The sequence below is a fragment of the Streptomyces sp. WAC 04229 genome (assembly GCF_003947455.1).
Taxonomy (GTDB): domain Bacteria; phylum Actinomycetota; class Actinomycetes; order Streptomycetales; family Streptomycetaceae; genus Streptomyces.
The window spans coordinates 30149-50761 of the sequence record NZ_QHJH01000025.1; the positions used below are offsets into that span (position 1 = coordinate 30149).

Sequence of the window (20613 nt, forward strand, 5' to 3'; positions counted from 1 at the left end):
CATCTCCAGCACTCCCCGCCACCCCTACTCTCCTTCACGACACCTCGAGCCCCTCCGTGAGTGCCGCAACAGCGCCGGAGCCCGCTCGCGCACGATCCGGCCCCCAAGCCCACTCCCACTCCCACTCCGATGACGAAACCGTCCGCGTGAGGGCCGTTCCGTGCGACGGGACGCGATCCGAAGTCGTTGCCCGCCCGGCGGGAGGGATCGGGGGTCTCGCCGGATCCCGGCCTCTGTCCACAGGCAGTCCTCGCAAGGCTGCCGGAATGATCTCTTTCTCGTGCATCCGGGTGGGCCGGTGAGCGCCGTGGCGGCACCGGCCGCCCTGATGCTGCCCGCTCCGCGTCCGTCGGTCGACGACGCCGACGCGGTCACCGTGCTGCCCTTGCTGTTCGTGCCGGAGGCGTCGCAGTGGCTGTCGACGTCGGCGGGCCGGATCGCGGGCGACGGCTACTCCTGGATGCAGGCGGTCCACTGGGTCGCCGGGTCCGGGCTCTACAAGCCGCGGCGGCACCGGTCGCACGGGCCGCGCTCGTTCGGGCCGACGACCGTGCGCGTCGCCCAGGAGCTCGCGCAGCTCTTCCCGTGCCGTCCGAGCATCGACTACCTGGTGCGCCGCACCGGCCTGGCGGAGCGGTCGGTGGAGTACCACCTGGGGATGCTGCGGGAGGCCGGGCTGCTCGCCTACATCGTCAAGGGCACGCGGGTGTCCGGCGGTCCGGCGCAGGCCTCAGAGTTCGCGCGGATGATCCCGGTGGAGTTCGACGTCGCGCTGGGGATCCGCACAGTGCAGCGCGACGAGGACGCTCCGGCGTACACGCGGGCTGTGTCCGGGATCGCGGAGGCCGGCCGGGAGCTGATGGCGAAGCTGGCGAAGAAGGCGGCCAGGAAGGTGCGCAAGCCGCGCTCAAAGACGTCGTCGAAGGCCCCGGCGAAGGCCTCCGTGAGGGGTGTTGAGCAGGGGGTTGTGACGGCTGTTTCGGATGAGGTCCGTTGCACCCCAATGCAGGTCGGTACCTCAGCTGTCTCTTCTGCGGGTACTACTTCCCTCCCCCCTGAGAGCAAGCTCGCAAGCGCGCAGAGCAAGTCCCCCACCCCGAAGAAGGTCAAGCGTGGCCGCCGGAAGCTCAACGCGGTCGGGCGCCGTTTCCAGCTGGCCTCGGAGCTGATCCGCCGGGTGCCGTGGATGGGCCGGGCCTCGGTACCCAGGATCGCCTGGATCCTCAAGGAGGTCTCGGACGCAGGCTGGACGGCCGACCAGGTGATCGCCTTCCTCGACTGTGGCGACGCCCCGGGGATCGTCCACCGGCCGTCCGGGTTCCTCGCCGGACGCCTGGCTGGGGCGGTGGCCTTGTGGCCGACCGAAGAAGGCCGGGAGCGCGCCGTCCAGGCGTACCGGGACTCCCGCCGCGCGGAGAAGGCCCGCCACCAGGAATGGGAGGGCGACTGGACACCGCCACGCAGCGAGTCCGTTCACCGCCTGGTAGCCGATGCGCTCACCCCGAAGCAGCCGCAGTACGACATCCCGGACGACCACCAGAACGCCAGCGAGACCGGCCTCGATGTGCCCGACGAGGAAGCGCTCACGGAGCTCCGGGCCACGGCCTGGCAGGAGTTCATGCTCGGCAGGCCCGACCAGGTCATCACGACGCTCGACACCCTCGGCCCGGCCGGCGCTGAGGAGATCTACGGCGCTGACCTGGTGCAGCGCGTACGCAGGCTGCTCAGCAGCACCAACCACATGACCGTCGCACGCCGGTAGGAGGCCGTGATGACCGAAACCCTGAACACCAACACCACCAGCGGCAGTGAGCGGCCGGCCCCGGAGCTGTCGGGCGTCGACCTGGCCCGGGTCGCACTGCACCAGGCGCGCGAGGCCGCCAAGGCCCGCGGCGAGTCCGGCACCCGCAAGGCGAAACGCCGGATCGGAGCGACGGTGCGGCGTGACGGCCGGGAGCCCACCGGGTTCGCCGCCGTGCTCCAGGGCCTGATGGCCGACCGGGCCTGGGACATCCCGGCCGCCGGTGGAAGCATCCTGGCCCAGTGGTCCCACATCGCAGCCAGCCTCTCCTCGACGCTGGCCGCGCACGTCCAGGCGGTCGCCTTCCACGCGGAGACCGGCCAGCTGGACCTGCGCCCCGACTCGCCCGCGTACGCGACGCAACTGCGCCTGATCGGCTCCCGGATCGTCGCCGCGGCGAACGACGCGGTCGGCACCGAGGCGGTCCGATCCGTCCGGGTCCTGGCCGTCGGCGCGATCGGCGCAGGGCCCCGCGAAGCCCCGGCGCTGCCCGCCGCCGCACCCCAGGCACCAGTGAAGACCCGCAAGGAGGCGTCGCCCGGGTTCCACCAGGTGCTCGCCGCGCACCAGGCCGTCGTGCCCCCGAGCCGCGTCGACCCGTCGATCGCGGAGGCAGTGGAGCGGCAGACCGCGGCGATGCGGGCGCTCAGCCTCCGGGCCTTCCCGGAGCCGGAGGCGGTCGCCGACGACCAGTCGGCCCCGATCGAGCAGGCCCGCATCGAGCGCCGCCGCCAGGCCGCGACCACAGAGGCGGCCGCCCTGCGCCGGGCCCGAGCCGAGCGCGCTGCCCGGAAGGGGCAGGCCGCGGACGACGTGATCGGCAGTGCGGCGAGGGCATCGCAACTGGAGCGTACGGCTTGAGCCGAGCCGAGAGGCGATCTGGTTGGTGTACTCGGCTGGTGACAGGATGTGTTGGCGGGTGGGGAGGGGGAGTTTGTGCGCACGGACAGGCGACGGATCCAGACGGCGGTGCTCGGCGGGGCGGACTCGGATGAGCCGTTGATGTTGCCGATGGAAGCGATCGAGCTGGATGTCTTCCGCCGTGTCCACGAGGACGACACCTTCTGGTGCGGGACTCTGCTCGGCGGCTGCGGCGGCCAGTTGACCACTAAGCTGTACACGGACCGGGCCTGTCATTTCGCACATCACCCGGACCCGGACGGGCTGCCGCACGTATGCGGGCGCCGCTCCCACGGTGTGGACAGCGCAGACCACCTCTATGTGCGGTCGGCGGCCGCGGCCTGGCTCGCCGGCCGCGGGGAGCAGGCAACCTTCGAGTACACCCGCACTGAAGGGGCGCCGATCGGGTCCCTCGTGGATGTGCGCTGGCGGCACGGCGCTCTGCGGGTGCACCTGGACCAGGCGGTGACGCCGGTGTGGGACGACGACGTCGAGCCGGTGCTCGGGACGATGGTGCCGGTCGACCGCGACACACTGATCCGCCGCTGGTACGTGCACCGGATCCGCCTGGACAGCGTGGGCACCGCACGCCACGTGCAGATCGGGACCGAGGCGTTCGCCCGGCCGATCGAATGGTTTGCTCTGGACGACTGCGAGATGACGGAGCGCGGGTTGTCGACACCGGCGATCGAAAAGATCGTGCAGGCCCGCACAGCGCCGCGGCCATCGCTGTGGTCGCCCGCCCAGGCGAGGAAGGTACCGGAGCCGGAGGCACGCGCCCAGGCCCTGCTGCGCCGGCTGGTGTATGCACGTCGGATCGAGTCCGTGCCCCTGGTAAAGCAGGTGTGCACGGACATCGAGGATCTGACCGGTGTGGGTGAGGAGCTCCAGGACCAGCTCGAGGCAGCCGTTCGCCACGCGAGGATCTGGCGGGTCGAGCAGGACGAGGCGCGCCGCAAGCTGTTCGCCAAGCTGAACAGGGCGGTGGAGGAACGCAAGCCTGGGCGGGTACGCAGGCTTCTGCTGCGCGTCAACGGGATGGCCGTTGAGGATCGCACGGACGCGGAATCTGCCGTCTACGAGCGGGCGACCACATACTTCGGCAGCCTGGACGACCTCACGCGGGATGCGGTCGAAGCGGAAGCTGACACGGAGAAGGGAGCACGCAAGGCCGCCACTCGCGTCCGCACTGCCCTCCAGCACCTTCGCGGCTACGACGCCTACACATTCGATCTGTGCCCTCAGGTCGAGGAGCTTCTGCAGTCCGCGGCCTTGGCCGGAGAACTGCTGACCCCTGGCGAAGCGCGGCGTGTGGAGGTCTGGAAGAAGCGGGCGGCACGAGGACCGCAGGCGCAGCTTCACGTCGCGCGGCGGTACTGGATCCAGCGGAGCTGTCCGCGCTGCAACGCGGAACAGGGCAAGGACTGTGTGCTGATCGAGGGGCCCCACAGCGGGAAGCCACGCAAAGGCGGCCACATCGAGCGGCTGCAGTTGATCCAGGACGAGCGGATAGCCGCACAAAAGAAGGCCCTGCAACAGCAGAAGGCCCGGCAAGAAGGCAAGGTTTCTGCCAAGCCGACGCGGCCGGCCTCGGAGGCGCCCGAGCATGAAACCAGCCCCCAACGGCCGTTCCAGGAGCGGGAGCAGGCCGACCGGAGGGGCCAGGCGCCTGCAGCGAGGAGGAACGCCGCGGCCCCCCGGCTGCACCACCAGGTGCCGCGCGGCGACTGGTACCGAATGGCGTGCCCGCGATGCCACGCCGGCCCCGGCATACTGTGCGAGAACGACGATCGCGTCGGCCCCAGCGCGAAGCGACAGCTTCCCCACGACGAACGCCTGCGCCGCGCCCTGCAGAGCGACGACCGTAGTAACCCCGGTCAGCAGCAGCAGGGCACCCGCGACGAACGCCAGCATCAAGCCCGGCCGCCTGCCCGCACTAATGCCCAGCCTCCTCGGCCGCCGCGCAGGACAGACGGGGAGCCGCAGGAGACCGTGGGCTCGGCAGCGCGGACCTGGCGTGCGAAGGAGGTCACGTGCCCGAAGTGCCAGGCCCGCCCGAACTCCCCCTGCACCCCTCATGGCCCGCACCAGGAGCGGGTGGACTGGGCGATGGACTTCACCCGCAAGTTGTGGGGCTGAGGTACCTGCCACTGCGCCGCCAGGCCCACGCTTTGCCGGGCCGTTTCCAGTGGAAACGGTCTTCTGGCTCCATACACGAGTGCTCGTAGACAAAGCCAGCGCTTCGCCGACATGGCACGCGACTGACCTCTGCGCGGACTGCGCTCCCGGAGGCACCCGCACGCGGCGGCCTGGCGGGACGCGTCAGGGCGTCTGCGCCTCTGCCAGCGCGGGGTCCAGGGAGTCGAGGAGCTGACCGAAGGTGATCTTCTCGTCGGTGTAGTCGAAGGTCATGGCGGCGGCGAGGGCTTCCCACCGCTTGGTGCTGCGCCCGCAGTGCTCCAGCAGGATGTGCAGGGCGACGTCGGGTTCGTGGCGGGCGAGGATCTCGTCGGCGGGGATCTGGCGCAGATGTTCCAGGGTGCGGTAGCGGGACTTCACGACGGCGCGGTAGACCTCGGATCGGGAGAGGATCTCGCTGGTGGCGGGGGAGTCGAGCCAGGACTGCAGGACGGCCGCGGGATCGGGGTGCTTGCCGAGTTCCTCGTCGTCCACCAGCCGCACCACACCGTCGTCCTCGTCTTCGGGCACCGGGACGGCGGCCGCCGCGGCCAGGAACCAGTCGGGGCCGCCGGCCTTCTCGGCGATCCAGGCGAGTTCGGCGGGGTGCAGCCCGTTCAAGACGTCCGCGACGGCGGTGCGTGGGGTGTGCGGGTTGGCGGTGAGAACGGTCAGGGCCTGGACCCGGCGGTGCTCGGAGTGGCGTTCCAGGAGCCGGGCCGGTCGGTCGTGGTCCGGGTCGACGCTGTCGAGGACGCGGATCAGGGTCCGGCTCGGCTTGGGGGAGACGACGGCCGGCGGATCCAGCCGGGCGAGCTGGGCGCAGGCCCCGGCGAGGTGGTCGGGGTTGGCGCTGAGGAGGGCCAGGTCATCGGCGAGACGCAGGACGCGGCCGTCGAACTCGTAGTCGTTCTCCTGCTTGTCGGACCAGGTGAGCAGCTGGCCGCGGGTGACGAGCGCGCCGGCCGCCGCGTGCAGCTGGTCGGCGGCGAGGACGGCCAGGCGCGGGTTGCTGCGGACGCGGTTGGCGAGGTGGTGCAGGGACCGGCGGGCGGTCACCTGCGGGTTGGGCAGGTCGGCCAGCTCGGGCAGGCACAGGGCCGGAAGGCAGGCGAGCAGTAGATCCTCGCTGAGCGCAGGCGCCGGGTCGGCGGGCAGTTCCTCACCATCGGGGTCGGCGGCGCGGAGCCGGGCGTCCTCGAGGGCCTGCGTCTCGGCCTGGTCCAGCAGCAGGTGCTGGGCGGCCGCCCCGAACATGGGGTGCGCGGTGAGCTGCGCCCACCGCTCGGGGCAGCGGGCCAGCATTGCCCAGCCGGCGCGGCCGCCCAGCTCCATCGACCAGTCCCTCGAGAACGGGGACACCTCTTCCCAGCCCTCTTCGGGCTCCGGGTGGAGGAGGTACGCGGCGAGCGGGGTGAGGCAGGCTTCCAGGACGGCGTCGAACAGCTTCTGGGGCACGGGCGGGGCCGGCTCTGTGTCCTTGGTCCGGGTGTAGCGGTCGGGATCCCAGTCCCGGACGACCTGCTCCACTTCGTGCTGGGGGAGGCGGGGCAGGAGCGCGATGGCCGCCTCGACCTGATCGGAGTGCCGTGCCAGAGCGGAGACCAGCCCGGCCCAGGCCCGGCGATGCCGCAGGATGGTGGGCACGTCAGCGGTGGTCACCGTGCCGTCGGCCGCCAGGGCGGCCAGCTTCCTTTCGTCGGCGTGCACCAGGAGCCGGCCGCGCAGCCTCTTGGCAGAGGTCCGGGCCAGCAGCGCGGGCAGCGCGTCCTTGAGGGCTTCCTCCCGCCACCGGTCGGCCTTCACGTCGAAGCCGTCCGGCGTCGTCGCCGGAGTGCACAGGGCTTCGATCACCGTCTTGAGCGCTTCCTTGGGGAGGTCCTTGCTCATCGCGAGGTCCCGCCACAGCGAGTACGTACCGGCGTTGACCATCCCTGGCTCCCCTCCCACACCTGACCCGGCGTCACTGACTGGTCGCCATCCGTAGAAGCGACCGTACGGCGCACCCGGCCTGAGCGGGGCGCGATCCATGAAGTCGTATCGGGTGCCAGTGACCATCCGCACCGTCCCGGCCGGCGCCCGGCGGCGGCCTGACAGTACCCAGCCGCGCCCGTCCGTACTGCGTCCGCGCCCCGCTCTCATCCGCCATGGTCGCCACCGCAGCGAGCTCGCCCTTGCGATGGGGGTGGTCTCTCGCCGCAACTCGGCCCGTCCTCATCGAGTCTCACACCGTGTTTTAGCAGGTGCGCGCGTTGCGGGAGGAGCCTGTCAGGTGACCTGTCGCGGTGAAGGTTGAGTGATTCTCATCGAAGGTTGAGCGATGTTGCGCTGGACCTTGGCGTCCTATTTGGCTTCGTTTGGCTGCTCGGCGGAGCGGGAGCGTCGGTGGGCTGCGACTCGTTCGCGGGTCGCGCATCGGCGGGAGCAGTAGCGACGCTCCGGGCCGCTGCCCTGGTTGATGAAGACGTTTTGGCAGGTGGGGGATGTGCAGATCCTGCCGGGTGGTCGTTGGCGGTCCCAGACGAGAACGGTCAGGGCCATGCAGGACGAGGCGAGGAGCCACTCGTTCCAGGGGGCGTTGTCCTCGCGGTCGAGGTGGGGGTGCCAGGGGGTGCTGCCGCTGTGTGAGGTCAGGCGGAGCGGTCCGGTGTGGTCCGTCAAGAGCTGGTTGAGGGTGGCCGCGGCGTCATCGACGTGCTCGGCAGCGAAGACTGGCCGCAGCAGGAAGGCAGCCGCCTGCATTTCTGCGATATCGAGGGTGGTGAGGTCAACGGGGTCGGTCTCGCCGTATGCGCGGAGCACGTCGGCGACGTCAGCCGGGTCGGGGCAGCCGTCAGAGAGAGCGTTGATCAGGGCGGCGGTGCGCCGGGCTGTGGTCAGCACGGAGTGCCGGGTGGACCAATCGTCGCTGTGGAATGACACCTGTGGAATGTAACGCATCTTGCGAAGCTTTGAGTTACCTCCGTAACGTCCTGCTGATGGGAAAGCGTTACTCACTCCGCTTCTATCTCGTCGGTGCGGTGGCGGCCCGTGCCGGGGACGAGATGTCGGGACCGGCACTGATGCTGACCGCATTTGCCGTGACCGGATCGACCACCGCCGCGTCATCGCTGCTCGCGGCTATCACGATCTCTGCTGCGGTAGGGGGGCCAGTGCTCGGGGCGCTCCTCGACAGAAGGGATCGGCCGGGACGCCTGCTGGCTGGGGCCCTCGTCCTGTATGCGGTGGGGCTGGGGATGATCCTTGGGGCACTCGACCGGTGGCCGTTCGCTGTCACGATCTTGATCGCAGCGGTGACAGGGCTGCTTGGGCCGGCGCTGTCGGGGGGATGGACGGCCCAACTTCCGCGTGTGGTGGAGGGTGACCACCTGCCCCGAGCGAATGCCCTGGATGCCATGACGTTCAACATGGCAGGTCTGGCCGGTCCGGCTCTCGCTGGCGGTGTGGCAGAGGCGCTTGGCGCTCCGACGGCCGTGGTGGTCTCTGCGGTGCTCATCGCCTTGGCGCTGCCCGCCGCGTGGATGCTGCCCGCCCGTCCAGGCCGAGTGCTCGCAGTGCAAGCAACTTCGCTGACCAGAGACCTTGTTGCCGGAGTGCGGGTCATACTCGGAAGACCGTCCTTGGCCCGAGCCACTCTCACCTCGACCGTCTCCTGCATCGCGCAGGGAATGCTGATGGCGTGCATCCCCCTCCTCGGCGAACGTGTTCTGGGCGGGGCCAGCCGCGGTGCGATGCTGCTCTCCTGCGTGGCGATCGCAGCTTTGGTGGCCAACGCCGCACTCGCCGGGTTCCCGCGTTCAGTCACCCCCGACACGATCATCTGGGCCAGTTCCCTTGTCCAGGCTGCCGCGCTGGCGTTGGCCGCGTGGGCTCAACCAGTCGTACTCATTGTGGCCGTACTCATCGTGGGGATAGGGGAAGGACCTCAACTGGCCGCCTTGTTCGCTGTCCGCCACCGGGAAGCCCCAGACCACCTACGAGGCCAGATCTTCACCACCGGCGCCAGCCTGAAGATCACCGGATTTGCCCTGGGTGCAGCGGTTGCCGGACCAGCCGCGGCTTGGTCTCTTCCAGGCACGCTGGCACTCGCAGCGAGCGTGGCGGCAGTCGCAGCACTGATCTTCTTCGTGATCCCGTCGGGCGCCAACCGCCAACTCGTCCGGGGTCAGCACATGTCGACTTGAGCGGTCTCCACGAGAAAACTGATGACCTGTCGCAGTGAAAGGAGGGTAGTTCTCGGCGAAGGTTGAGTGATTACTCCCGGCTGAGTCGCTCCTTCTTGAGCCGGTTGGACCGCCTGCCGTGGCAGAGGGTTGAGCAGGTTAGGCGTATTTGCTTGTTGCGTCCTGGTTCCAGCGGCCCGGAGCATTCGGTGCAGGCTGTCGGCTGAAGCCGGAGAGGGATGTCCCCGGCCGCTCGGCGGCGCATGTAGGCGATGTGGCAGCAGCGGTCGGAGCACCTCGCCGGCCGGCTTCGAGCGGAGCGTCGCAGACGCCGCAGGACAGGTTCGGCGGGGCCGGGGCGCGGTTGGCCTCAACCTTTTCGCGTCGGCGCTGGCGCTCGGCGTCTTGACGGCAGGAGTCCGAGCACCAGAGGCGCGTTGCTCCGCGGGGGACGAAGGTCAGCTTCTCGCCGCAGCCTTGGCAGGCCGCGTGCCTCTCCTCCTTCTGTGGCTTCGGGTTCCGTCTTCTGTATGCCTCCTGTCGGCATGCCTGGGAGCAGGTCTGCCGCGGGCTGCCGCCGGCAGGCTGGAACGTGACGGCCCCGCATGCGACGCACCGCCTGCTCAAAAGGATCTTTTTGAGGGAAGAAGGCTCGCGGCCGACCACGGCGGCAAGTCGTTCCCAGCTGGGTGATCCGTTCCAGGACCAGGGGGGATCAACGAGATAGCGGCGCAGGTATGAGGTCTTGATGTGATTGGCGGTGGCGAGGCGTTCGATGAAGGACGTGAGCCCTTCGCCGGCGACCGGTCGGATCTGTCTGGGGAGCCGGGAGGGGAGGCGGGACGTGGTCATTTGAGGTGGTGCGGCCGGTGCTGTCGTGGTTGATGCTGAAGCGCGAGGCGGATGTGGCGGCGGTTCAGCTGCGGGAAGCGGCGGCGGAGAGCGTTCCGGTGGACGCCGTTTTGGAGTGCGTCTCCGAGCGCGAGGAGGAGGTCGACCCGATCGTTGAGGCTGGGCAGTGCGCGGTCGACCCGCTGCGGGAACGGCCCGGTCCGGTTGGGGTCGGTGTTGACTCGTCCTGGTGCGTCGGGCAGGGCGCGTCGCAGGGCGTCGACGGTGCTGTTCGTGAGTTGGGCGAGCCGGTGCAGGTCTGGTGTTCGGCCGCTGGGGCGGAGGACGGCGGTGAGTTCGTTCGGCGACAGGTGGTTGGCTTGGGCCAGGCGCTGTATGTAGGAGGCGATGCCTTCACCCAGATGCGGTCTGACCTGCATCGGCAGAGGGGGCAGCTTCGAGCCGGTATTCGGGGTTGGCATCGTGTGGTGGCCTGTTCCTTGCCGCTCAGCGGTCAGCGGGAGTCGGAGCTGTGGTCGAGTGGGATCGCCTGGAGGCTCTGCTCGGTGATCTTCTCGCTGCCGGTGAGGATCGCGTCGAGGGCGGCGCCGCGGATCAGGTGCGAGAGCGAGCCGATCATGCCGCCGGTGCGGTCGTGGAGGTAGCGGTCCAGGCAGGTGAGGCTGCCGGGCTTGTGCGCGTGGAGCCGGAGGGAGTTCTCCAGGGTTGCGACCAGTCCCTGCCATTCGCTGTTGTAGGGCAGCGGGGTGGTGGGGATCAGGGTGAAGCGCCCGGCGATCTGCTGTCCGCGGGTGCCGGCGAACAGGTCGCGTTCGACGTCGATCCCGGCATAGACGAACGTCGCGGGGATGCGCTCGGAGAAGTACTTCAGCGTGTCGGCGACCTCGGCGCCGGACCTGGTCGTCAGTGAGATGTTGTGGAGCTCGTCGACGAGGACCAGGCCGACTCGGGCGTCGATCAATACGCCGCAGACCGACTCCAGGATGTCGGTGATATTCGACCTCGAGCGGGCGGGCAGGCCGAGGAAGCGCGCGAACTCCACCGTCACCATGCGCGGTGTGGCGGCGGGCGGGACGGTGATGTAGACGACCGGAATGCGGTCGCTGACGCCGGGATGGCGGGCCCGGTCCAGGAGCTCGTGAGCCCGCCCGAGCTGGGTGATCGCGGTGGTCTTGCCGGTGCCGGCCGGGCCGGAGACGATCAGCCCGCGGCGGGCGCTGACCGCGTGCCGGTTCAGCAGCACCAGGCGGCGTCCGCAGGTGACCGTGTGCTGAACGATCGAGGTCGCCACCACCAGGAGGCGGGTGTGGTGGTCAATCCGGGCCTCGTCGTAGTGGGTCCGCTCGGCCGACGCGAGCTTGGCGTATGCCGTGTCACTCAGTAGCTCGGGTATGTCTGGCTGGTTCGCGACGAAAGCCCGCCAGCCCGTCAGGACCGTCAGGTGCTGATCCGGCTCCTGCGAGCCGTCTGCCGGCGGGTTGAGCAGGCTCTGCGACTGTGTCATCGGGTCTTCCAGGGGTCGGCGAGCGGATCGAACAGGCCCAGCGGGATCACCTTGGCGAGGGGCTCTTCCTCCTCCGCCTGCTCAGGTTCCGGCGAGGGGTGCGGGACCGGGGGCGGAAGCGGGACCGGCGAGGTCGCTTTGGTTCGGGCAGCCACCGACTTGTCCCGACGAGTACGCTTCTTCGGCTTCGCCTTCGTGTCCTGGGGGCCGGCGTGTGCGCGGGTCAGCAGGGCCGCGGCCGCCTCCGCGATCTCCGCCTCGGTGCCCTCGGGCAGACCTCGTGCGGCATGGTCCCAGGCCAGTTCCCCGAACGGAACCGGGGCGTGACGCAGGTGCTTCCAGGTCGCCTCGATCCATTCGCCCTGGCCGTGGTGGTTGCGTACCCAGATCCGGGAGATGTCGTAGGGGTCGTGGTGGATTTCCCACAGGCCCTTCTTCTCCGTGACTCCGGAGTGCTGGCGGCGGATCAGGCCAGGGCCGTCGTAGGTGCGGCGTTTGATCCTGATGCCGTAGTCGTTCACCGCCCGCCAGGCCGACGGCAGCAGTTCGATGTAGTCCTCGGCGCTGAGCGCGACCGGGACGTAGCCGCAGGCTTCGACCAGGGCCGCGTACTTCTCGTTCGGCGTGAACGAGCGGCTCGGGTGCAACGGGTCGCGCAGACCGTCGTGTTCGCGATTCTGCCAGGTCGCGACGAGCCATTCGTCGAGTAGCTCCTGCAACTCCGGCAGGGACCACAGAGGCTGCTTGTCGAGGTTGCGACCGCGGTGGTCGGTGCTGCGGCCGGTGTAGCCGGCGACGAACTGCGCGAAGAGCGTGCCGACGGAGTCCAGCATCTTCTCCACGTGGCCCTTCTGGAAGGGGGACGCCTTGTGCGTGGGCTGGAAGTCGATCTCCAGGAAGCGGCAGGACGCCTTGAAGTTCCGGGAAATGAACACCTTCCCGTGGTCACAGACGATCATCTCCGGCACGATCACCGGCTTTGCCGCCGCGTGCTCGAGACGCTCGTCGATGTCCAGCAGTCGGCGGTAGGGCAGCACCGACCGCGACATCCGCAGGGCGTCAACCCAGCCCGGCCGCATTGGCTCGGGGGTGAGTGCGCGGGCCAGCATCACGCTCGCGTCGACCGACTTCGTGGTGGGACGCAGCACCGCCGCCGGCACCGTCCTCGTCGCGACGTCGACCATGCCGGTGAGCTCGACCTTGCCCACCACCCCGTCGTCCAGGCGGACCAGCACGTCCAGCGGGGTGGAGTCGATCTGCACCACCTCGCCCGGCGCGAACACCGTCCACTGCCCGAACGGCGGCTTCGCCCCGTGTGCGCGCGAGCGGCGGTTGCGCGCTGTCGCCGAGACGGGCTTGCCGTAGGTCAGCTTGGCCAGCAGCCGGTAGAGCGTTGCCTGCGACGGCAGTTCCACCAACTCGCCGTTCTCCCGCAGGATCTCGCCGGTCCGCCAGAGGATGTAAGTCCCGGTGCGGGTGGAGTCGTCGACTCCCTCCTTGATCGCTTGCCGCATGGCCTCCACCACCACGTCGGCGACCGCCCCGAACTGCGGCTTCTTGCGCACCGGCCGGCGGTCGGCGAGCCCCAGCAGCCCCTCGGCCTGGTAGCGGCGGCGGAAGTTGCCGACCGTACTCACGCTGACCCGGTAGCCTGCGGCCGTCAGCTCGGCCGCCTTCGCCCGCTCCCGCGCGGTCAGCGAATGCCGGGCCGGATCGTACTCAGGCCGCGGTCCGGCCTCTCCGTCCGCATGCGGACCGACGCCGTGCAGGACCTCCAGGATGTGGCCTTCCCACCACAACGCCTTCTCCCGCGCGTGCCCCGGAAGCGCGTCCAGCAGCGACACCGGCGGCAGAGGAGGCCGCACCGGGCTGTCGAGTACCTCGAAGTCCTCATCACCCAGCAGCACTGCCAGCGGGACGTCCCGCAGCGAGTCGTCTTCATTGGTCAGCGTCACCGCACGAGCGGACACCGCGAGCACCGCCCGGACCTGGCCGGCGAACCGCACCCGATCGCCCACACCGACCGTTGCCGGCCTCGACAGCTTGCGCATCTGGCTCCCATCACCGTGCATGCCGGACCTCGGCCGAAGCAGGCCGTGACCCCCGGCTCGCCGCTGCAGCCCGACGACATGACCTTCCGACGTGTGGACCACCGTGCCACTGCTCAGCAGAGCACCACCAAGGTCAGCGCGAAGTGCCCCCTTCCAGAGCAGGTGGAACAGGACAGGCAGGACGCGCAGAACGTTCCCCGCCGCTTCGGCTCCTGCCCGCAGTTCCTGAGACTGCCGGAAAACCTCCACCAGACGCTCGGCGATGTCGCTCTCACGGCCGCACCGGCCGTGCCGGTAGCGGGCCAGCCACCGCACGTTCGCCATGAACACCGGATCCGGAACACCGACGTGCGCGTACTCCCAGCCCACCGCCGAACAGGCCCGCTCAGTAGCGGCGAACGCTTCCGCGGTGCGCTCGTCGACATCGTCCTCGGCGCGGACATCGACCACCCGGGCACGTCCGTCGGCCAGCCGTACGAAGTAGTCGGGCGCATGCCGCCGCTTCGCTTCCGCGTCGCGCCAGTGAAGCCAGAACGGCTGTGAGGCGATCCCCACCACATCTGGGACGAAGTCCAGCAGGATCAGCCGGTCCCGCTCCAGCCACGACTCGTAGCCCACATGACTGCCCGTAGTCACCGTGTAATACCAGCCCGCGAAGCCGCGGCCACCCTTGTTCCACCGGAACCCGCGTACAGGCGCTACGTCCTCGAACCCGACATCCCACCCGGATCCCAGCGCAATGCGTCGACGCCGACCGCTGTCGAAGAAGTCAAGGTCAAAGGCGCTCAGCGCAGGATCGCCGTAAGCGCCTACCGGTTCCCCCACCGTCTCCCCAGACAGTCAGCCTCAAACGATCACTCAACCTTCGGTGAGAAAACCTAGCGGTCACCAACCTTCGATGACAACGCTCAACCTTCGCTGCGAGAGGTCATCAGGTGTGAGACAGGGCCTGCGCCCACGTCCGACCCAGACCAGGAAGTTAATTCTATAGGGGTAAAGAAACGGGTTAAATAAATAGGGTAAAGACTGCTAGAGTGGGGGCGCGAAAGGAGTTCGACATGGCGTCCGAGGAAGAGCTGTTCGCAAACATCGACGCTCTGCTGGAGGAGGAGCCGCAGCTCCCGCCCCCGGCAGAACGCGCCCGCCTTCGCGAGGCCGCTGGCATCACCCAGGCCCGCCTGGCGGTCGCGTTGAAGACGTCGACACAGACGGTGAAGAACTATGAGAACGGCCGATCCGAGCCGAAGTCGCCGCGCCTGGAGGCGTACCAGCGGCTACTGAAGGGGTGGGCTGCCAAGTACCCCGCGCACGGCACCCCCGCCGCCCCGGCAGCTCCGGCTCCCGTGCCGCAGCCGGTGGCACCGGAGACGTTCACGGGCCCGGCCGCGCCCGAGGCGAAGGCCTCCGCGCCGGTGGAGGATCCCGCCGTCCCGGCCGCGCCCGAGCGTCCGGCCGCGCGCCCGGCGACGTCGTCGCGGCGCCCGGCGGCAAAGAAGGCGGTGAAGCCCGCGACCGACTCGCGGTTCCCGCACGGGCCGCTCGCGGTGCTGGACGGTGACGGCTCCGCGTACGGCGTCAACGGCCTGGTGCTCGACTGCCCGGCGACCACGATCCCGGAGCTGGTGGAGTGGACGCTGCGCGAGTCGGGTCTCGGTGCGCCGAAGCTCAACCGCTACGGCAAGGACTCCGACCCGCTGATCGTCCTCACGGCGACGGCCGCGGTGAAGCTCGGGCTGCCCGAGCGCCTGGAGGGCCACGAGCAGCGCCGCTCCCTGCGCCTGCCGGAGGACCACCCAGTCGTCAAGCAGGTGGCGAAGGCCAAGTGGCAGCTCACGCAGCGCGGGTTCGGCCCGTGGGCGCGGATCTACCGCAAGGCGCAGGGACGTGACCGGCAGTGCGTGCAGCTGGCGATCCTGTCGTGGGACGCCCTCGATGAGCGGTCCTGGCCCGGCGTCGCCGAGATGGAGCCGGCCGACATCGCCCGCGTCCTCGGGGTGTACGCCCAGCGGGTCATCACCCCGCGCGGGTCGACGGCCGTGTCCGGGCTGGAGCTGATGACGGCGCTGCGCCCGCCGACGAAGGCCGTGCGGGACGAGGAGACCGGGAACTGGGTGTCCGGCTACAACCCGGGCAGCTTGGGGACGGAGCCGATGGACCCGGCGCCGCCGGAGGCCACCCCGGAGCACCCCGTGGTCGTGAACAGCGGTTGGACCGGCGGGTTCCTGAACGAAGAGGCGTACCAGTGGGTGCGGTCGGTGGACACGCTCACCGATGAGGAGTGCACGCTGCCCTTCGCGGTGGGCCTCGACTTGAACACGGCGTTCCTCGCCGCTGCGGCCCGCCTGGTCGTCGGCCTGTCCGCGCCCGACCACTTCCACGCCCCGAAGTTCAACCCGAAGATCCCCGGCTCCTGGCTGGTCGACCTCAGCCACATCGAGCTGGACCCGCGCCTGCCGAGCCCTTTCACCCCGGACGGCAGCCGCCCGACCGGCCCGGCCTGGTACCAGACACACACCGTCGCCTACGCCCAGGAGCTCGGCTACGACGTCCACCCGATCGAGGCGTACCTGCGCCGCGAGACAGGCGCGTACCTCGACCCGTGGCACGACCGCCTCAAGACCGCCTACGTCGACACCCTCGCCGACCTCGGCGTCACCCGGGATCTGGACGACCGCGCCTTTCTCGCGGCGATGGAGCAGCACAAGCAGGTCGACCCGGCCCTGGCCGCCGTCCTCGCGGCCATCAAGGCGACGGTCAAGGGCGGCGTCGGCAAGCTGCGCGAGCGCCCGCAGGGCAAGCACTACAAGGAGGGGGAGCGGTGGCCGGCCCTGGAGCGGCCGACCTGGCGCCCCGACATCCGTGCCGCCGTCATCAGCAAGGCCCGGGTGAACATGCACCGCAAGCTGCTGAACATGTCGCGGATGACCGGGCTGTTCCCGCTCGCTGTGCTGTCCGACTGCGTCGTCTACCCGAGCCCCGGCGACAGCCCGCTCGACTTCCTCCCTTACGCCGCCTCGGGCAAGCCGCAGCCCGGCGGGTTCCGCCTCGGGCCCACGCCCGGCCTGGCGAAGCTGGAGGGCGTCCAGTCGATGCTGTGGGCGGTCGACCTGATGGAGAAGGGCCTCAACCCGGCCCGCCACATCAAGGGCGGCGACGCCGTCCTGGACGAAGGGGAGTAACGGTGGGCGAAATCGACGACGCGATCGAGCGCGCCGACCGGGAAGCTTTCACCCGGGAGCCGCCCAAGACGCTGAAGGGCCAGATCGGCTTCTTGATGAAGCAGCTCAAGACGACCCGGGCCGTCGCGGCGGAACTCGGGGTGAGCCAGCGGTCGGTGGAGCGTTACCGCAAGGGCGAGCGCAAGCACCCGCCGAAAGACATCGCGGCGAGGATCGACGCAGCCGTGCGGTCCCGTTGGCAGCCCCAGGTCCGCAAGCGCCGGCGCAAGCAGGCCGCCGCCACCCGAGGGATCACGGTGGAGACGAGAGCCCGGTTCGGCTACACAGCCCCGGTCGGCACGACCGACGACGGACGGTTCCGGCGCCTTACCGTGCACCTCCCTCCTGGGTACGCGCAGCGCCTCTTCGACGCCCGCGACGCTGGGGCCAGCGACCAGGAGATGCGTGGGATCATCGCCGAAGGTTTCAAAGAGGTCTATTTCCAGGACAGTGGTGCCCGCGCCATGGGCCTGTCGGACGTGGCCATCAATGACATTGACTACCTGGATATCGACTACTGATAGGAACTGCAGGCGCGAAGCGCCTGGGGCATACCTGCTGTCCGCAGATATGCCCCCCAGTCTCTCCTGTCGAGCCTTAAGTGTTGTCGTTCTTGAAACGCCGTTCCTTGTACGCCTTGGCCACTTCGACCGCCAGCGCGAACAGTGAGGGAGAAATGCCGATCAATTCTTTTGTTATTTCCCAGAGGGTCATTCCCTTTACCCCTTTGCTTTAATTTCAGTCCCTCTAGGTTCTCGTGAGATAGGGGTGAAATTAAAGCAAAGGTTCGTGGTGCTGGATTCCATTTAAGGCGAGCGCCTCCGCCGAGACAGGAACGCGATGTTGCTTTGTTTTGCAGCGGTTGGTGCGTAGTTGTACAGGCGGGGTTCAGTTGTGACTTTGGGCGTGTGCCTGGAGAGTCGTGGAGTGCAGTGGCCATGGCTGAGGCGCTGGTTTGAGGCGACGCCAGTCGTAGGGAGGGTGACCGAGCTTGAGGTGTCGACGGTCGTAGATGTTGGCCACGACCCAGACGAACAGGCAGCCGGCCATGAGCGCCTTGGCCCCTACGCCTGCGGCGCCGGCAGGAGCGGTCATGCCTGCCACAGTTGTAGCGGTCACGACATATCCCAGCGCGGGGTACACCACCATTTGGTGCCAGATTTTGGTGGGAGACCATGCTTGGGTACGCGTATACGTACCGGCCTTCAGCTCGGCGTTCCACTGCCAGACCCCGAAGGCCAACCAGCACGCCATGAGGATCACAGGCACCGGTCCCGCAGTGAAGCGCAGGACGGGAGCCTGCGGAGACGCTCCGCTCAGTGTCACGCCCACCGCTGCAGCGACGGCCAGTAGCGGGTCACCGTAGTAGAAGGCGACGAACTCGCGACTGCCCTTCATGACACGTCGTTCCAGCGAGAGGGCTAGGACTGCCGGGATGCCCGGGCTAATGGCAAAGGCCATCAAGAAGGTCGCCAGGGGGCCGTGGTTCATGGGTTCGCCGACGTACGGCAGCCAAGCGCTCATGTGCGCTTCCTGCGGTGTGCGTCACCCGCGCGGGCGCCGGCGCTGCGCCGCGGGGCCGGGTCCCAGGCCAGGCGAACCAGCCTCTCCACGTCGTTGTCCCTGAAGAACTTCTCGTGCGGGCGGGCGAATCGACAGACCTCTAGGAGGTTGGCCTGCCGTCCCCCCTCGGGCGTCGGCGGAGCGATGGGGAGATCGAGCATCTCGTGATGCAGGTTGGCAATGACCTGTTGGCGATCAGCGATGAAGCTGGAGACGGTGCGGGGGGAGACATTGGCCGCTTTCGCAACCAGCGAGAGCGTGCTGTGAGTGGACAATGCGCGCCACAGAGCCAGGTCGGAGCTACGTGTGATGAGCTGTCGAAGGTAAGACATGCCGTTGCGGGGTGGCCGGTAGCGTTGGGCGGCCTTATCGTGCGGCCGATTGCCCTGTGCGATCGCTGTTACCACGCGATGAACCTCCAGGTCTCCTGCATGCTTCGAAAGGAAAGTGCAGGTCTGGGGGAAAAATTCAAATGCGGCAAGTATATAAAGAAGCCTGTTCACTTCCGCGTCTGCACAATAAACCACGCTGGGGATATCGTATTTTTCAAGCGTTTCGAGGGCCGCCAGGCCTGATTCTGACGAATTAGCCCCGTAGTCGATGTCCACGAAAGCCAGTTGGTAGTCGGAGTCGTTGGCCAGCAGATCTTTCAAGTGGGCCGGCCTCATGACGCCTGTGACTTCGTGGCCGTCCGTCTCGGTGGCACGGGCGACACCCGACTGGAGCGTGACGATGTCGTCCACGACGAGGATGCGCATCTCTAGCTCTCCTTATGCAGTGCGGGCATGGCGCCGTCGCGTGATGGCGAGGCGGGCATCAGTTGAGTGGCGGATCGCCAGCACGCGCGCACCAAGGTTCCGGTGCTGTCCCCCGCTGGGGTGGCGAAGGTTAGTTCTCCGCCGAAGCGACGCAGTTCCTTGGCCATGACGGACAGACTGGTTTTGGGATCCCTCAGGACGTCGTGGGGCATGCCGCAGCCGTCGTCGCGGACAAGGACCTCCACCCTGATGGCCTGGGGGTCGTCGTGTCGGTAGCGCACGGTGCATGCGACCTGTTTGGCGCCAGCTTTGAGTGCATTGGTCACAAGATCAGAGATGAGGCGGCGCGTCAGCTGTCGGTCGGCATCTCCCATGGTCAGGGAATGCGCTTCGGGGTTCAGAGTGCACCGTCGACGCAATTCCAGGGGGAGGATCGCTACCGCGGCGTCCCAGAGTTCTCCCAGGGGTGGCGGGGAGTCCGAGGAGACCGATGCCGTCCCCCGGGATGTACGGATCGACTCTTCCATCTGCACAAGGGTGTTGCGCAGCAGCGAGCGCACCTCGTTGCGCTTGTAGTGAGGGCTCTCCAGAGCGTTGAGGATGCTGCCGACGGCGTTCTTGCCCACGCTGTGGAGCTCGCCCGCTTCCCGAATCCGTGCAGCCTGTTCGGCATCGGCAACCGTTTCGGCCGAGGCGAGCAAGACCTGGTCGAAGACGAGCCAGGTCAGGCGGAGCGAAAGGATGCTCAGTACAAGGACGATGCGGAGGGTTAGGGGGACCGCCGCCAGGGACGGTGTCCAGGCAGGAAGGAACATCAGGGCCATCAGCAGGGCGACGCCGGGAGGGACAGCGTGACGCAGCCAGTTCAGGACAGGCGAGGGAGGGCCTGCGCTTTGTTCCGCGCCGAAGGTGATCTCCTTCTGCGGGGCGTAGTAGCCCGGGTCGAGTATGACGTTCAAGAAGACGGACCACGTGAAAACGGCCACTGCGACGAGAGCGACTGCCAGTTCCTGGGGTGAGAACCCGGTGACGGCCCACCAACCTCCGTAGAGAGTGCTGGCGAGCAGGATGCCGCCCCCCTCAAGAATCCCAGGCAAATCGAATGTGGCTCGACCGCGCGTGCCGTCGAGGTGGGCGGCCACCCGGTCTAAGGCCGGCACCGATTCAAGGTGTTCAAGCAGAGCCGGCCGGGCGTGCACATGCGCCAGGACACTGCCCATGGTCACTGGAAGCAGTTGCAGGAAGACTCGCGCTTGGTCCTGTGGATCGCAGAGCAGCGCAACGATCCACAGGACGGCGACGCACCCCAGCCTCAGCCAGGAGGTGATGCGGTGAAGGGCGTCCAGAGCGCGAAGCGCCGTCGCCCAGACAACTTCTTGCCGCTCAATCTTCATCGCACCCCCCAGAGGCTTGGCCCGTCAACACGTGCAAGTCTCCACATGCGGCCACGCGAGGGGGAGCAATACATCGCAATCCTTGTGACATCTCATCGCACGCAGTGATGGCGTAGAACGCAGAGCTGTGTCATACTGAGTGGGCGGACCCGGCCCATGTACTTGGGGAAACCGGGTCTAGCTTATTTTTGGGGTCCGGAGCCGTGGTCTCTCTGCCGTCCGAGAGAACTC

At 68.5% G+C, this 20613-nt stretch carries 14 protein-coding genes and 1 pseudogene; 6 read left to right on the plus strand and 9 right to left on the minus strand.

Features of this window, described 5'->3' with window-relative positions:
- Positions 1-298: 298 nt before the first annotated feature.
- From DMH12_RS10210 to DMH12_RS10220, 3 genes are all read left to right on the plus strand, one after another.
- Positions 299-1762, plus strand: a complete 1464-nt coding sequence (locus DMH12_RS10210; protein ID WP_260474164.1) for a transcriptional regulator — start codon at positions 299-301, stop codon at positions 1760-1762.
- A gap of 9 nt (positions 1763-1771) precedes the next feature.
- Complete coding sequence (locus DMH12_RS10215; protein WP_125491250.1) at positions 1772-2662, plus strand: DciA family protein; 891 nt, start codon at positions 1772-1774, stop codon at positions 2660-2662.
- A gap of 75 nt (positions 2663-2737) precedes the next feature.
- A complete protein-coding gene (locus tag DMH12_RS10220) occupies positions 2738-4840 on the plus strand; it encodes a hypothetical protein (protein ID WP_125491251.1) in 2103 nt (700 codons plus the stop codon).
- A 183-nt stretch (positions 4841-5023) separates the two neighbouring features.
- Here the strand turns inward: DMH12_RS10220 and DMH12_RS10225 are convergent, their stop codons facing one another.
- On the minus strand, positions 5024-6811 hold the full coding sequence (locus DMH12_RS10225) for a hypothetical protein (RefSeq protein WP_125491252.1): 1788 nt from the start codon (positions 6809-6811) through the stop codon (positions 5024-5026).
- Positions 6812-7222: 411 nt separating this feature from the next.
- Complete coding sequence (locus DMH12_RS10230) at positions 7223-7819, minus strand: CGNR zinc finger domain-containing protein (protein WP_125491253.1); 597 nt, start codon at positions 7817-7819, stop codon at positions 7223-7225.
- A gap of 38 nt (positions 7820-7857) precedes the next feature.
- On the opposite strand from DMH12_RS10230, the gene DMH12_RS10235 reads away from it, so the two are divergent.
- Positions 7858-9063, plus strand: coding sequence for an MFS transporter (locus DMH12_RS10235; RefSeq protein WP_125491254.1), 1206 nt, complete (start codon positions 7858-7860; stop codon positions 9061-9063).
- A gap of 827 nt (positions 9064-9890) precedes the next feature.
- Here the strand turns inward: DMH12_RS10235 and DMH12_RS10245 are convergent.
- The 4 genes and pseudogenes from DMH12_RS10245 to DMH12_RS39445 form a co-directional block, all read right to left on the minus strand.
- On the minus strand, positions 9891-10313 hold the full coding sequence (locus tag DMH12_RS10245; RefSeq protein ID WP_185832234.1) for a TniQ family protein: 423 nt from the start codon (positions 10311-10313) through the stop codon (positions 9891-9893).
- A gap of 74 nt (positions 10314-10387) precedes the next feature.
- On the minus strand, positions 10388-11398 hold the full coding sequence (locus DMH12_RS10250) for a TniB family NTP-binding protein (protein ID WP_125491257.1): 1011 nt from the start codon (positions 11396-11398) through the stop codon (positions 10388-10390).
- Positions 11395-13449, minus strand: coding sequence for a Mu transposase C-terminal domain-containing protein (locus DMH12_RS10255; protein WP_221763121.1), 2055 nt, complete (start codon positions 13447-13449; stop codon positions 11395-11397). Before DMH12_RS10255 ends, DMH12_RS10250 begins: the two co-directional genes overlap by 4 nt.
- Before the next feature lie 108 nt (positions 13450-13557).
- Positions 13558-14274, minus strand: a pseudogene (locus DMH12_RS39445) (TnsA-like heteromeric transposase endonuclease subunit); the annotation flags it as partial.
- 233 nt (positions 14275-14507) lie between these two features.
- Between DMH12_RS39445 and tap the strand changes: the two are divergent.
- Positions 14508-16628 (plus strand): telomere-associated protein Tap, encoded by a 2121-nt coding sequence (gene tap, locus DMH12_RS10260; protein ID WP_125491259.1) that lies wholly within the window; start codon positions 14508-14510, stop codon positions 16626-16628.
- Between the two features lie 2 nt (positions 16629-16630).
- A complete protein-coding gene (tpg, locus tag DMH12_RS10265) occupies positions 16631-17188 on the plus strand; it encodes a telomere-protecting terminal protein Tpg (protein ID WP_125491260.1) in 558 nt (185 codons plus the stop codon).
- A 367-nt stretch (positions 17189-17555) separates the two neighbouring features.
- Here tpg and DMH12_RS10270 read toward each other — a convergent pair whose 3' ends face one another.
- Genes DMH12_RS10270 through DMH12_RS10280 form a run of 3 tightly spaced genes read right to left on the minus strand, consistent with a single transcriptional unit; the run spans position 17556 to position 20382 of the window.
- Positions 17556-18191 (minus strand): hypothetical protein, encoded by a 636-nt coding sequence (locus tag DMH12_RS10270; RefSeq protein WP_125491261.1) that lies wholly within the window; start codon positions 18189-18191, stop codon positions 17556-17558.
- Positions 18188-18988: a response regulator gene (locus tag DMH12_RS10275; RefSeq protein ID WP_125491262.1), complete on the minus strand. Its 801-nt coding sequence runs from the start codon at positions 18986-18988 to the stop codon at positions 18188-18190. The genes DMH12_RS10270 and DMH12_RS10275 overlap by 4 nt, the downstream gene beginning before the upstream one ends.
- 2 nt (positions 18989-18990) lie before the next feature.
- A complete protein-coding gene (locus tag DMH12_RS10280) occupies positions 18991-20382 on the minus strand; it encodes an ATP-binding protein (protein WP_125491263.1) in 1392 nt (463 codons plus the stop codon).
- Between the last annotated feature and the right edge of the window lie 231 nt (positions 20383-20613).